Origin of the sequence: Rhodococcus sp. 27YEA15 (genome assembly GCF_049739425.1) — a bacterium.
Lineage (GTDB): Bacteria > Actinomycetota > Actinomycetes > Mycobacteriales > Mycobacteriaceae > Rhodococcus_F.
Genome location: NZ_JBMHHW010000002.1, coordinates 1 through 14,681, shown reverse-complemented (window position 1 = coordinate 14,681; position 14,681 = coordinate 1). Strand labels below are relative to the sequence as shown.

Annotated in this window: 3 protein-coding genes and 1 pseudogene; all 4 read left to right on the top strand. The window is 65.1% G+C overall.

Annotated features, from left to right (window positions below; genetic code table 11):
* Nucleotides 1-13: 13 nt before the first annotated feature.
* Nucleotides 14-3,264: pseudogene (locus ABH922_RS25120) on the top strand (type I polyketide synthase); the annotation flags it as partial.
* Nucleotides 3,265-11,454 (top strand): SDR family NAD(P)-dependent oxidoreductase, encoded by an 8,190-nt coding sequence (locus tag ABH922_RS25115; RefSeq protein WP_424810308.1) that lies wholly within the window; start codon nucleotides 3,265-3,267, stop codon nucleotides 11,452-11,454. It abuts the pseudogene before it with no gap.
* Between the two features lie 617 nt (nucleotides 11,455-12,071).
* A protein-coding gene (locus tag ABH922_RS25110) for an IS3 family transposase (protein ID WP_424809787.1) occupies nucleotides 12,072-13,258 on the top strand; the annotation gives its coding sequence in 2 pieces (ribosomal slippage) (nucleotides 12,072-12,333 and nucleotides 12,333-13,258; 1,188 coding nt in all).
* 84 nt (nucleotides 13,259-13,342) lie between these two features.
* Entirely contained in the window at nucleotides 13,343-13,924 is a 582-nt protein-coding gene (locus tag ABH922_RS25105; RefSeq protein ID WP_424809786.1) for an enoyl-CoA hydratase/isomerase family protein, read from the top strand.
* Nucleotides 13,925-14,681 lie beyond the last annotated feature (757 nt).

Sequence of the window (14,681 nt, the reverse complement as noted above, 5' to 3'; positions counted from 1 at the left end):
ATTTGACAACGAACTGAGCAGGTAGACATGGACAACGAGCAGAAACTTCGCGACTACCTCAAGCGGGCAATGGTCGATCTGCGGGGGAGCCGTCAGCGTGTGCAGGATCTGGAGGATTGCGCACATGAGCCGATCGCGATCGTGGGTATGGCATGCCGACTCCCGGGCGGTATCGCCTCCCCGGAAGACCTGTGGGACCTGCTGAGCTCCGAACGTGACGCAGTTGGTCCCTTCCCCCAGGGCCGCGGCTGGGACCTGGAAAACCTGTACCACCCAGACCCCGACCACCTCGGGACCTCGTACACCCGTGAAGGTGGGTTCCTGTATGAGGCGGATCGGTTTGATGCTGAGTTCTTCGGCATCAGTCCTCGCGAGGCTGCGGCGATGGACCCCCAGCAGCGGTTGCTGCTGGAGACGGCCTGGGAGGCATTCGAGCACGCAAGCATCCCCCCGGCCGCGCTGAGGGGTACTCGAACCGGGGTGTACGTGGGCGTCATGTACGACGACTACGGCTCCCGGATCCCCGATGCGCCCGAGGGTTTCGAAGGCTATCTGCTGACCGGAAGCGCGGGCAGTGTCGCGTCGGGTCGTTTGGCCTATACCTTCGGGTTGGAGGGGCCGGCGGTGACGGTCGATACCGCGTGTTCGTCCTCGTTGGTCGGTCTTCATCTTGCTGTTCAGTCGCTGCGTCAGGGTGAGTGTTCGATGGCGCTTGCTGGTGGTGTGACGGTGATGGCGACACCAGGCACGTTCGTGGAGTTTTCTCGGCAGCGTGGGTTGTCGTCGGATGGGCGGTGTAAGGCGTTCTCGTCGTCGGCGGATGGCACGGGTTGGGCCGAGGGCGTGGGTGTGTTAGTGCTGGAGCGGCTGTCGGACGCCGAGCGCAGTGGGCATCGGGTGCTGGCGGTGATTCGTGGTTCCGCGTTGAATCAGGATGGTGCGAGCAGCCGGCTCACTGCGCCGAATGGGCCTTCTCAGGAGCGGGTCATTCGGGCTGCGTTGGCTAACGCCCGCCTGTCGGCGTCCGAGGTGGATGTCGTGGAGGCGCACGGTACGGGTACGCGGCTTGGTGATCCGATCGAGGCGCAGGCGCTGGTGTCAACTTACGGCCAGGCCCGTGGGGACGACAACCCGTTGTGGTTGGGTTCTGTCAAGTCGAATATTGGTCACACCCAGGCCGCAGCGGGTGTCGCGGGCGTGATCAAGATGGTTATGGCGATACGTGAGGGGGTCATGCCCTCGACGTTGCACGTGGACAAGCCGACTCCCGAGGTCGATTGGTCGGCGGGCACGGTGAAACTGCTAACGCAGGCTCAGCAGTGGCCGGAGCTTGATCGTCCGCGCCGAGCGGGGGTGTCGTCCTTCGGGATCAGTGGGACCAACGCGCACGTGATCCTCGAAGAGGCGCCGCGCGAAGGTGCTGTCGATCGTGTGACTGGACCGAATACTGTTGTACAACAGTCAGAGTCGGGCCCGCCGACGCTGCGCACACCGTGGTTGCTTTCGGCCAAGTCGGAGACCGCACTCCGAGCACAGGCGAGCCGGCTGTTGACCTGGCTCGCCGACCATCCCGAGGTAGATGACGCCGATGTCGCTGCGGTCTTGACCACTGCGCGCGCTCAACTGGATCGACGCGGCGCGGTGCTCGGCGCCGACGGGGTCAGTCTGCGCGCTGGCCTCACGGCCCTGGCCGCGGGCTCGGCATCTCCGCATGTTGTGTCAGATGTCGCCACCACCGGCGAGACGGCTTTCCTGTTCACCGGTCAGGGCGCGCAACGTGAAGGTATGGGCGCGGGGTTGGCTGCCGCGTTCCCAGTGTTCGCCGCTGCCCTCGACGAGGTGTGCGGGGAATTCGATGCCTTGCTAGGGGTATCGCTACGCGAGGTTATGTTCGGCGACACTGATGGTGCCGGGAACAGTGTTGGCAACATCGAGCGCATGACCCTGCTTGACCGGACGGAGTTCACGCAGCCTGCGCTGTTCGCGTTCGAGGTGGCACTTTATCGCCTCTTGGAGTCGTTCGGCGTGACCCCGGATTTGGTAGTCGGGCATTCGATCGGTGAGCTGGCCGCGGCCTATGTGGCCGAGGTGTGGTCGCTGGCTGACGCGTGTCGGCTGGTTGCCTCCCGTGGTCGATTGATGGGTGCGCTGCCGACAGATGGTGCGATGCTCGCCGCCACGGTGTCGGAGGAGCGGGCGCTGGAACTACTCGCGACGGGGACGGTCTCCTTGGCGGCGGTGAATGCGCCTGCGGCGATGGTGTTCTCGGGAGAGACGAGGGCGATCGTCGCACTGGAGGACCGGCTGGCGGACGAGGGTGTGAAGACGACACGGCTGACGGTCAGTCACGCCTTCCATTCGGCGTTGTTGGAGCCGATGCTCGCCGAGTACGAGCAGGTCGCCAGATCGGTGGCGTATCAGGCGCCACGAATTGGTGTGTGCTCCACGGTATCCGGTGCACCAGCCGGTCCCGAACTGCTGACGCCGCAGTATTGGGTGCGGCAGGTACGCGAGGCCGTGCGGTTCGCCCCGGCTGTGCAGTCACTCGTGGACGTCGGCGTGCGCCGGTTCGTCGAGGTGGGCCCGGACGCGGTACTGGCGGCGCTGACTCGACAGACACTGAGCGACGAGATGGCATCCCGCTCGCTGGTCGTGGCGGCCTCACGGCGCGGCGTCGATGAGGTCGACCAGTTCCTGCGATTACTCGCCGCCGCCCATTGCTCGGGCGTTACCGTTGATTGGGCGCCGCTGTCACAAGGAAGACCGGTCACCCACCTCGATCTGCCTGCCTACGCTTTCCAGCATCGCCGCTACTGGGTGCAGCCCGACGGTGGTGCGCTCGGTGACATGGGCCGCGCCGGCCTCGCCGCGCTCGATCATCCGATGCTGCGCGTCGTATCGCAGCTTGCCGGTCGCGACGAATGGCTGTTCAGCGGCAGGCTCTCCACCACCGACCAGCCGTGGATCGCGGACCACACGGCCTTCGGAGCGATGCTTTTGCCCGGCACCGGGTTCGTGGATCTCGCGTTGGCCGCGGGTAGCCGCCTGGAACTGCCCGTCGTGGACGAACTTGTCCTGACGACGCCGCTGCTGTTCGACGGTGCGGCTGCCGTGGACGTGCAGGTCTCGGTGACCGAGCTCGACCACACCGGCCGTCGCAGCCTGTCGATCTACTCGCGTGCCGTCACCGGAACCGCGCGGTCCAACGCGGGCGAGCAGGACTGGACGCTGCATGCCACCGGTACCCTCGCCCCCGCCGACGGCGTGACGCCGGACTGGATCGACCCTGACTGGCCGCCCACTGACGGCAGGCCGATCGACGGGACGCATTTGTACGACCGGCTCGCCGACCTGGGATTCGGCTATGGCCCGAATTTCCGAGGCGCGCGCGCCGCCTGGACCATTGGTGACGACGTTTTCGCCGAAGTGGCCCTGGACGAGACGACAGCGGGCCGGGCGGCGGGATTCGTGGTGCATCCGGCGCTACTGGACGCGATCTTCCACGCTGTCATCGATGGACTCGCCGACGACTTACCTGACGGCAGGTTGCCGCTTCCGTTCTCCTTCGGCGGCGTCCGGGTGTTCCGGCACGGAGCCACCGCGGTCCGCGCCCGCATCAGCCGCTTGGATGCCGAGAAGGTGCGCATCGACGCCTGTGACGCCACCGGCGTCGCGGTGCTGTCGGTCGACGCCGTGCTCGCCCGCCCCGCGGACGCGCGCGTTCTAGCCGGTGCCCGCAGCCCGCTCTACGCTCTCGACTGGACACCGGTGACGGCACCTGCGGCGTCGGACCAGCAATTGGTCGCACTGGGTCGACCAGTCGCAGGTTGCGCTGTGACGTTCGGGGATGTCGCGGCGTTCGCGACGGGCGGGGGCCACGCAGGCGCGGCTGTTGTCTGGTCGCCCGAAACGGCGTCGGCGGACGGCGACGATGTCCCCGCGACTATCCGCACTGCCGTGCACAACGCCCTCGCGGTGCTGCGCGACTGGCTCGTCGAGCCGGGCTGCGCCGACTCGACGCTGATCGTGCTGACCCGCAATGGCGCGGGTCTGCCCGGTGAGACACCAGACCTCGCGGCAGCCGCCGTCCGCGGCCTGGTACGGAGTGCGCAATCGGAACATCCGGGGCGCATCGTGAACGTCGACCTTGACGACAACGACCTCGTGGACCTACACCAGCGGATCGCCGCCGCGGTTGCCACGGATGAACCACAGCTCGCGATCCGTGCCGGCGCCACGGTGGCACCACGGCTGATTCGTACGACCACCGTCGAATCGACCGGCGAGCCCTTCGGTGATGGCACGGTTCTGATCACCGGCGGTACAGGTGGATTGGGCGCCGTCACCGCACGCCACCTGGTCACCCGGCACAGGGTGCGCAGACTGATGCTCGTCTCCCGCCGTGGCTTCGCCGCGCCGGGCGTCGCGGAGCTGGTCACCGAGCTGACCGGGCTGGGCGCTGCCGTACGCATCGCCGCGTGCGATGTCAGCGACCGTGCCGCGGTCGCTGCGCTACTGGAATCTGTACCGGCGCATGAATCGGTGACTGCGGTCGTGCACACCGCGGGTGTGGTCGACGACGGCACCATCGAGACCTTGACCGCCGAGCAGGTGGATCGGGTGCTCGCCCCGAAGGTTGATGCAGCCTGGCATCTGCACGAGCTCACACGTGACATGGACCTGTCCGCGTTCGTGCTGTTCTCCTCTGCCGCGCCGTTGCTCGGCGGGCAGGGCCAGGGCAATTACGCGGCCGCGAACTCGGCGTTGGATGCGCTTGCCCAGAAGCGCCGCAGTGCCGGTCTTCCCGCGCATTCGCTGGCTTGGGGGCTGTGGATGCTCGGCATGGCCGAGTCATTGAACGACCCGGGTGCCGATCATCTGGTGCGTCAGATCCGCACGCGTCTCGGTTTGTCCCCGATCGAGCCGGACACAGGCATGCAGATGTTCGACAATGCGTTGGCCACCGGTGAACCGATGCTGATGACGGCGCTGCTCGATGCACCCGCCCTCACCTCTCTGGGTCGTCTCGGCACGCTACCTTCAGTACTGCGTGGCCTGATTCATGTCCCGTCGCGCGGCCAGATCGCCGACAGCCCATTGCGCCAGCGGTTGCTCGACGCCCCCGCCGATCAATGGGAGGAGCTGATCCGTAACGAGGTCCGCGCGATCGCCGCCGTGGTCCTCGGCCACGAGTCGGCCGACGCCATCGACTCCGAAACACCGTTCACAGAACTAGGCTTCGACTCGCTCGGCGGAGTCGAGTTCCGTAACCGAGTGACTGCCATCACCGGTGTTCAGCTTCCGTCCACGCTGGTGTTCGACTATCCAACCACCGCCGCTGTTGCGGGCTTCCTGCGTACCCGGGTCGACGGTTCGGCGCCGACGCGATCTCGCCCCGCCGCGACCAGGGCCAAAGCCACGGCTGACGAGCCAATCGCGATCGTTGGCATGAGCTGCCGGTATCCCGGCGGCGTCGAGAATCCTGACCAGCTCTGGGAATTGATCGCCGGACGCGTCGACGCGATCACCCCGATCCCGGGCGACCGCGGCTGGGACCTCGACCACCTGTACGACACCGACCCCGGAAAACCTGGCAAGATCTACACCCGAGAAGGCGGATTCCTGCAGACCGCAGGTGATTTCGATGCCGCTTTCTTCGGAATCGGACCCCGTGAGGCGGCTGCGATGGACCCGCAGCAGCGGCTGCTGCTTGAGGCGTCCTGGGAAGCGCTCGAAGATGCCGGTATCGATCCGACCTCACTGCGGGGGAGCGATACCGCTGTGTACGCGGGCGTCATGTATCAGGACTACGGCTACTTGGCGCGCGACGCAGCCGACGGCGCTGCAGAAGGCTACTTGGCGACCGGATCGGCCGGCAGCGTCGTCTCCGGCCGGGTGTCCTACACCCTGGGTCTGGAAGGACCCGCGGTGACAGTGGACACGGCGTGCTCGTCGTCGTTGGTGGCCCTGCATCTGGCGGTGCAGGCATTGCGCGCCGGGGAGACGTCGCTTGTGCTGGTCGGTGGGGTGACAGTCATGTCGACTCCGATGCTGTTCTTGGAGTTCTCCCGCCAACGGGCGCTGTCACCGGATGGGCGCTGTAAGGCGTTCTCCAGTGCCGCGGACGGTGTCTCGTGGTCCGAGGGCGTCGGCGTGCTCGCCCTCGAACGGTTGTCCGACGCGCAGCGTAATGGGCGCCCGGTGCTGGCTGTAATCCGCGGTAGCGCAATCAATCAGGACGGTGCGAGCAATGGCTTGACCGCCCCGAACGGTCCGTCCCAAGAGCGGGTGATCGTGCAGGCGCTGGTCAACGCAGGGGTAGCTGCGGCCGAGGTGGATGCAGTGGAGGCGCACGGCACGGGCACCACGTTGGGTGACCCGATCGAGGCGCAGGCGCTGATCAACGTCTACGGACAGGATCGCGCCAAGCCGCTGCGGATCGGATCGTTGAAGTCGAACATCGGGCACACGCAGGCGGCTGCCGGTGTCGGCGGTGTGATCAAGATGGTGCAGGCGCTGCGGCATGAGATGTTGCCGTCCACCTTGCATGTTGACGCGCCGTCGCCGCACGTGGATTGGTCGGCGGGCGCGGTACGGATCCTGACCGAGGCCGAGCAGTGGCCGATCGGGGCGCGTCCCCGCCGGGCGGGAGTGTCGTCGTTCGGGATCAGCGGGACCAACGCGCACGTGATCCTCGAAGAGGCGCCCGCGGCCCCGCCGCCGCCGCCGGTCGATCTACCGCGCCCGGCGGTCGTGCCGTTGCTGCTGTCCGCGCGGACAGCACCTGCGCTGCGGGCCCAAGCGCGCCGTCTGTACGACACGCTGCGCGAACGTCCGGAGCTAGACCTGACCGACGTTGCGGTGAGGCTGGCGCTTCACCGCGCGCGGCTTGAAAAGAACGCCGCCGTCGTGGGCTCGGATCGGGAGACATTGCTGGCGGCCTTGGCGCGCCTGGCAGCCGACGAGCCGGGACCCGGCATCGTCAACGGCACTAGTCAGACAGGCACGACAGCGTTCATGTTCACCGGTCAGGGCGCGCAGCGGATCGGGATGGGCTCTGGGCTGTATCGGGCATTCCCAACTTTCGCGGCTGCCCTCGACGAGGTGTGCGCGGAATTCGATGCATACCTGGGGCATTCGCTGCGGGATGTGATGTTCGGCGAGACTGCCGAGACTCTGCTGGACCGCACCGAGTACACCCAGCCCGCCTTGTTCGCGTTCGAGGTGGCGATGTATCGCCTTGTCGAGTCGTTGGGCGTGACGCCGGATGCGGTGGCCGGGCATTCGATCGGCGAGCTGACCGCGGCGTATGCGGCCGGTGTGTGGTCGTTGTCGGATGCATGCAGACTCGTTGCGGCCCGGGGTCGATTGATGGGGGCTCTGCCGACAGGTGGAAGCATGTTGGCCGCCGCGGTGCCGGAGGAGCAGGCCGTGGAACTGCTGGCTGCGGGTAATACTGATTCGGCGGTCGTCGCGGTCTCCCTTGCCGCGGTGAACGCTCCCGATGCGGTGGTCTTCTCCGGAGACACCCAAGCGGTATCAGCGCTCGAGTCGAGGTTGGTGGCCGAGGGTGTCAAGACCACCAGGCTGCGGGTGAGCCACGCGTTCCACTCCGCCTTGATGGATCCGATGCTGACCGAGTTCGCGGAGATCGCCGCAGGCCTGACATACCACAATCCGCGAATACCTCTGTGCTCCACGGTTTCCGGCGAATTCGCCGTCGAATCTTTGAGTACGCCTGAATATTGGGTTCGGCAGGTGCGCGAGGCAGTACGCTTCGCGCCGGCGGTGCAGTCACTGCTCGATTCGGGTGTGCGCCTGTTCGTTGAAATGGGCCCGGACGCGGCACTGACGACCATTACACGCGCCACTCTTGCGACAGATCTCGTAGCGGGCACCTCTGTGGTCGCGGGATCCCGTCGCACAGTTGCCGAACCCGAGCAGCTGGTCGTCGCGCTGGCAACCGCGCACTGCGCGGGTCGGCCGGTGCGGTGGGCGACCTACTTCGGATCTCGACCGCAGACACGGATCGCGTTGCCTACCTATCCCTTTCAGCACGAACGATTTTGGCTGTTGCCCGCGGATGCTGCCGCGCCACTCGCCGGTGCCGACTCCGCCGCCCATCCGCTGCTGCACTCCCAGGTGCAGCTCGCAGGTAAGGACGAGTGGCTGTTCACCGGCAGGCTCTCGCTGCGTACGCACCCATGGCTCGCCGACCACGCTGTCTTCGACACGATCTTGATGCCAGGTACCGGATTCGTGGAACTGGCTCTGGCCGTTGGTACCCGGCTCGGCGTGCCGCGCCTCGCGGAGTTGGTTCTCGCGACGCCGCTGATTCTCACCACCGATGGTGCTGCCGCGGACATCCAGCTCGCCGTGGATCAACCTGACGCCGATGGGCACCGGGCCGTGGTCATCCACGCCCGCGCCGCCGACGCCTGGGTGCTGCATGCCCGCGGCATACTCTCGCCCGCCGTGCCGACCGCGCCGCCGAGCTGGTCCCAGGCGTGGCCTCCGGTTACGGGCGATCCGGTCGACGTGCAGCAGGTGTACCGAGCGCTAGACGATGTGGGCTTAGGGTACGGCCCGGTGTTCCAGGGTGTTCGCGCCGCGTGGTCGTGTGGGGAGGAAGTATTCGCCGACCTAGCACTCGACACCGAAACTGCAGCGCGCGCCACCGCGTTCGGGCTGCATCCGGCACTGCTGGACGCGGTATTCCACGCCGCCATCGACAATCTTGCCGATGGCGGGCCGGACGGAGGGGTTCCACTGCCCTTCGCCTTCGACGGTGTCCAGCTGGCACAGTCCGGCGTGGGTGCCTTGCGAGCACGCATCGCCCGCGTCGCACCGAACACCTTTTGCGTTGAGGCGGTCGACTCGACCGGTGCCCTCGTGCTGAACATCGAGTCGGTGCAGGCTCGCCCGATCGAGCGGCAGACCTTGGCACAGCTGCGCGGCCCGGCACCGTTGTTCGACCTTGAGTGGATTGCCATAACCCTCGTCTCCACAACGGACACCGGGCGCCTTGTTGTGCTCGGCGACCCGGCGACCGTCACAGCCTGTGAGCCCTTGACATGCTGTGACGATCTGGCCCAGCTCATTGTGCTGGAGGATGTTCCCGACGCAGTGGTGTGGCGGGCGCCCCGAGAAACCGGTGCTGGGGCGGCGGACATACACGCCGGCGTACTGACGACTCTCGCACTGTTGCAGGGCTGGATAGGCGCCGAACACCCTGGTCGACTCGCGATCGTGACACGCACAGCCGCCGGACTGCCCGGCGAGGTACCCGATCTGGTCGGAGCCGCCGTGGCGGGCCTGGTGCGCAGCGCACAGTCTGAGCACCCGGGCCGGTTCCTGCTCATCGACCACGACAGCGACGCCCTGCCGATTAAGTCGCTCGCCGACGCCTTGGCCCAGGACGAACCACACATCGCCGTCCGCGAAGGTCGGCTCCTGACACCGCGATTGCAACCGCTGGCAGCAACAGAACCGGGTGTGCCACCGTCATTCGACCGGGGCACGGTGCTCATCACCGGCGGCACCGGCGGCATCGGCGCAATTGTCGCCCGACATCTGGTCACAGCACACGGCGCACGACGGCTGCTGCTGGCATCGCGGCGCGGTGACACCGCGGACGGCGCCGCCGAACTGGTCGCCGAGCTGACCGACCTCGGCGCCCGCGTCCGGGTGGTGGCGTGTGACGTCACCGAACGTGCCGCGGTTCACGCCCTCCTGGCCGACATTGATACCGAAGCCCCGCTGACTGCCGTCATCCATGCGGCGGGCGTCCTGGACGACGGCACGCTCGACACCCTCACCACCGCGCAAACGACTCGGGTGCTGGCACCGAAAGTCGATGCGGCACTAAACCTGCACGAGTTGACCCGCGACCTGGATCTGTCGGCGTTCGTACTGTTCTCGTCCGCGGCGCCGTTGCTCGGCGGACAAGGCCAGGGCAACTACGCCGCTGCGAACAGCGTGCTAGACGCGCTAGCACGCGTGCGGCGCAGTGCAGGCTTGTCCGCGCACTCACTGGGCTGGGGACTGTGGACTGTGGGCATGGCACGGATACTCGGTGGCGACGACGCCAATCAATACGCGCGCCAGATTCGGGCCAGGCTGGGCCTGATCCCGATCGACCCGGAGTCCGGGATGGCGTTGTTTGACAACGCACTCGCGACTGATCGGGCGACACCGACAACGGCACTGCTGGACACGGCGGCGCTCACTGCACTGGCGCGCGGCGGCACACTACCCGCGATCCTGCGCGGCATGATTGGGGTTCCCCCAGCCGACGTTAGTGCCGGCGTCAGCCTGGCGCTGCAGCTGGCCTCACTGCCGGACGCCGACCGCGACGTAATGACCGTGCGAGAGGTGCGCAACGTCGCCGCGGTAGTCCTCGGCCACCTGTCCGGTTACGCGATCGACCCGGACGCGCCGTTCACCGAGCTCGGTTTCGACTCCCTCGGTGCCGTCGAATTCCGGAACCGGCTCGCACAGCTGACCGGGCTGGTGTTGCCGTCGACGCTGATCTTCGACTACCCGACCGCCGCGGATGTGGCGAAACTGGTGCGATCGCGCATGGAGGAATCTGACACCAGTGTGGACAACCAGGCGCCGGTCGGCCCGCGCGGAACGATCACTGACCTGGTGTCGGCAGCGCAACGCCGCGGTGAGCTGGCAGGGGCGATGCCCCTGCTGAGCGCGAGCTCGGCTCTGATGACGACATACCCTGCCGAGGAGGCTGCTGCACAGCGTCCGGCTGTGCAGCTCCTGGCACGGGGCGCCGCGACACCGGCACTGATCTGCATACCCTCGTTCCTCGCGGGATCGGGCCCACACCAGTTTGCCCGCCTTGCCCGCGAACTTGGCGGCGAGTGGCAGGTCAGTGCGTTGCGGCTGCCCGGCATGCGCGCAAGCGACAACTTGCCGGCGACATGGGCAGCGGCGATCGAGAGCCTTGCGGCCGCCGTCGCATCGGAACTTGAACAAAGCCCGGTGGCGCTCATCGGCTATTCGATCGGTGGTGCGTTGGCTCATGCGGTCGCACGGCGGCTCGAAGACGACGGTGGTGAGCTTGTGGGCGTCGCGATGATCGATACCTACTCGCCGGAAGATCTCGAGCTGAACCGCCTAGTGCTCACCGATGCATTGGGGCAGATCCTGTCGCGGGACAACGCACTGACTCCCGTGGACGACCACGGCCTGGTCGCCATGGGTGGCTATGTTCGGATATATTCCGAGCGCGAGGCCAAGTCGATCGCCGCGCCGACGCTGAATCTGCGGGCTACCGTGACGCTGAGCAACTTCGGAGATGTCGATCCTGTCCCCGGCTGGCAACACCGTGGACCGATCGAGAGCATCGAGGCAAATCATTTCTCGATCATCGAGGAACAGGCAGCAGAAACCGCCGCGCACCTCCGGTGCTGGCTCGATTCACTCAGCGGCCATTGATTGGCATTGTCAAGTTGTTCGAGCGTTGTCGCCGCCGCTACCCGACTGCGCGGAGCGATCGTAGATCCTTCCGCGTTTAAACCATTTGAGAAGGCAAACGTTGCAGCGGTACGTGACCACTTCAAGCCCTTCTTTCGTCGGTGAGTGCGACGAAGTATTTGTTGAACACGATGTTGCCCCACTGCAGAACGTATGAAGGAGTCCTCGTGAGAGCGCTGCACAGTGTCGGGCGGATTTGTCTTGGCGTCGCCGCTGTGACCGCGGTGACGCTCGGAACGGGCGCCTGTAGCAGCGACGAAGGGAAAGCCGTCTCTCTCGATGCTTCGACCATGACGCAAGCTCTGACTGATCGCGGTCTCACCGTCTCACGGTCCTTCACTTTCGCCGATGGCTACGGGGTCAAAGGGTTTGTCGGGACGGCATCGTGCGGGGCGAGATACGACGGTTCGGAACCTATCGACCGCGCTGGAGCGGAGATCGTGGATGTGAATCCGACGTTCCCCGCCATGCAACCGATCTCGTGCGCGGATCCCGTACTTGTGAGCCCTGATCGGCCCACGGATTTCGGACACTGGACCCGCTTACGATAGGGATCTACTGAAATGAGTCCGACCAGCATGAGCAGATCACGGAGATCGTTCTCGACAGAGTTCAAGGACGAACTGTGCCGAGAGGTCGTCGAGTCGTCCAAGCTGGTCAGCGAAGTCGCCAAGGCCTACGGGGTCGGTGACGACAGCCTGCGGCGCTGGCTCGTCAAGTACCGCGAAACCCACGGCGGTGCTGCCGACGGGGATCTCACGCTCACCGAACGCGCCCGCCTCAACCAGCTCGAACGCGAGAACCGTGAGCTTCGGGCAGAAGCGGCCTTCCTGAAAAAAGCGGCCTCGTACTTCGCGCGGGAGCCACGGTAGTGGCGAAGTACGAGTTCGTCGACTCCTACGTCACCGACGACTCCACGACCGTCTCGATAGTCGACCGATGCCGCTGGCTCGAGGTGTCGACGTCCGGTTTCTACCACTGGCGCAGCCGACCACAGTCCGCCACTTCCATCCGCAGAGATGTTCTTGCAGAACAGATTCGATCGTTCTTCGGTGCATCGAACGGAACCTACGGCTACCGCCGCATCCATGCAGATCTCGCCGCAGCCGGCGTCGAGTGTTCCCCGGAATTGGTGCGTTCGATCATGCGAGAACACGACCTGATCCCGTGCCAGCTGCGTCCGTTTCGGGTCACCACCGATTCCGCCCCGGACGGTGAACCGGTCGTTCCGGATTTGCTGCTGCGGGACTTCACCGCGGACCGTCCGGGGATCACGTTCGTCGGCGACATCACCTACGTTCACACTTGGCAGGGGTTCGTCTATCTCGCGACGGTCATCGATTGCTTTTCTCGCAAAGTCGTGGGGTGGTCTATCGCAGATCACATGCGCACCGAGCTCGTCGCGACTGCGTTGACGAACGCAGCGGCAACGACCCTCATCGAGCCGGACGCGATCTTTCACTCCGATCGCGGCAGTGTCTACACCTCTCGGGCCTACCGGACTCTGGTGAGCTCTCTGGGCATACGGTCGTCGATGGGACGGACTGGGGTGTGTTGGGACAACAGTATGGCCGAAAGTTTCTTTGCGGCACTGAAGAACGAGCGCATCTACCGAACAGTCTATCCCACCAAAGACAAAGCGCGACAAGACATCATCAAGTACATCGAAGGCTTTTACAATTCGAGGCGTCGACATTCAGCACTCGGATACCGGTTCCCGAACGATGTCCACTACAGTTACAAGCAGCTCGCGATCACGGCCTGAATTAGTCATCTCCATTGTCCGAAATCCCCGCGGCAGATCAGGAACGCTAACGAAATCATGAGGCGGGTAACCGGATATCAACACATGGCCGATACCCTCGAAGAGCTCGACAAGGTCACCATTGCAAAAGTTGATGGTTTCGCAGTCGGTGGAGGTCTGGAAATTACCATGGCGTGTGATTTCGTCGTAGCCGCAGCCAGTGCGAAATGGGGCATGCCGGAGGTGGACGTCGGAATCACGCCCGGTTGGGGCGGAACCACCCGAATGGTGAGACTGATCGGACGGCGTCTGACGAAAGAGGTCAACCTTCTGGGAGCTTTGCACCCGGCCTCGCGGGCGGCGCAGCTGACGCTGTGGAATCGTGTCGTAGACGACGAATTCCTCGATAGCGCAGTCGAAGAATTAATCGGTGTGGTGTTGAGTAAGAATCAACAAGCGCTACGGCAGCTAAAATTTATCATCAATAATGGCGCCGAGGCCGACCTGAAAACAGCGCAAGCTTTCGAGAAACTCTCTGCTGGACTCACCGGGGCAGTTAACGGGGCATGGGAGGTTTCCGATGCGGACCAGGCAGCCGGAGTTGTTGGTTTCCGGGAGAAGAACGAGCTGTGGAACGATCGCCGCGGTCGTGCCCGCACTTTCTGGACCGATGGACCCACGCCCTGACTGCGGTAAGGGTTGATCTGCTTACCTGAGCTATATCGCCCGCAATGACCGCGGTCTGTTCCCCGCCCGGCTGGCGGTCATTGCGAGGTGATTCGGGCGGTTTGATCAAAGTGTTCGCGCGTAGCGACTGCAAGATGTGTTACTCGTGTGCTGGCGTGCGTTTGTGACGTTTACCTGCGGTGATGACACGTCCCTGGGTGGCTGTTGGGGAGCCTGGCGGTGGGGCGCCGGCGTTTTTGGGTGCCGGCGGGGGCCGGCGGGGTGTTCGGGTTGGGTGGTGTGGGGGTGTTGTGGGGCTCGTTTTTAGGTGTTTTGAATGTTGTTGTGTGTCAGCATGTTTCGGTATTCGGTTGGTGTTGTGTGGGTTTCGTTGGTTATGCACGATGGTGTTTTAATCAACGTCGAATGTTGTTGCGGTGATGAGGGTTTCGGTGTTTTGTGTTTTCAGATTGTTTTGCGGTTTGGTGGGTGGGGGTGTATGATTGAGAGCATGATGATGACGAGGCAGTGGACGCGAGACGGGGCGCTTTTCGTAACCCCTCCCTCCTCCCCAGCCTCGTTCGGGTGTCGGGTACCAGTTCAGGTGTCACGATGAATTCGATTGGTGAGAACCAAGATTCGGAATTCAGAGGAGCGAAGCGACTCGATCGACGGCAACGGCACTCGACCCACTGCGAGCCGCACAGCGGCTCCCTGGCGGGGAGCGCAGCGACTCGCTCCCGTCTCCCGACGCGAAGCGTCGGGAGGAGCGCCGCGG

Coding starts and splice junctions, on each gene's coding strand:
- ABH922_RS25105 (WP_424809786.1), top strand. CDS start 13,343: ATGGCCGATACCCTCGAAGAGCTCGACAAGGTCACCATTGCAAAAGTT.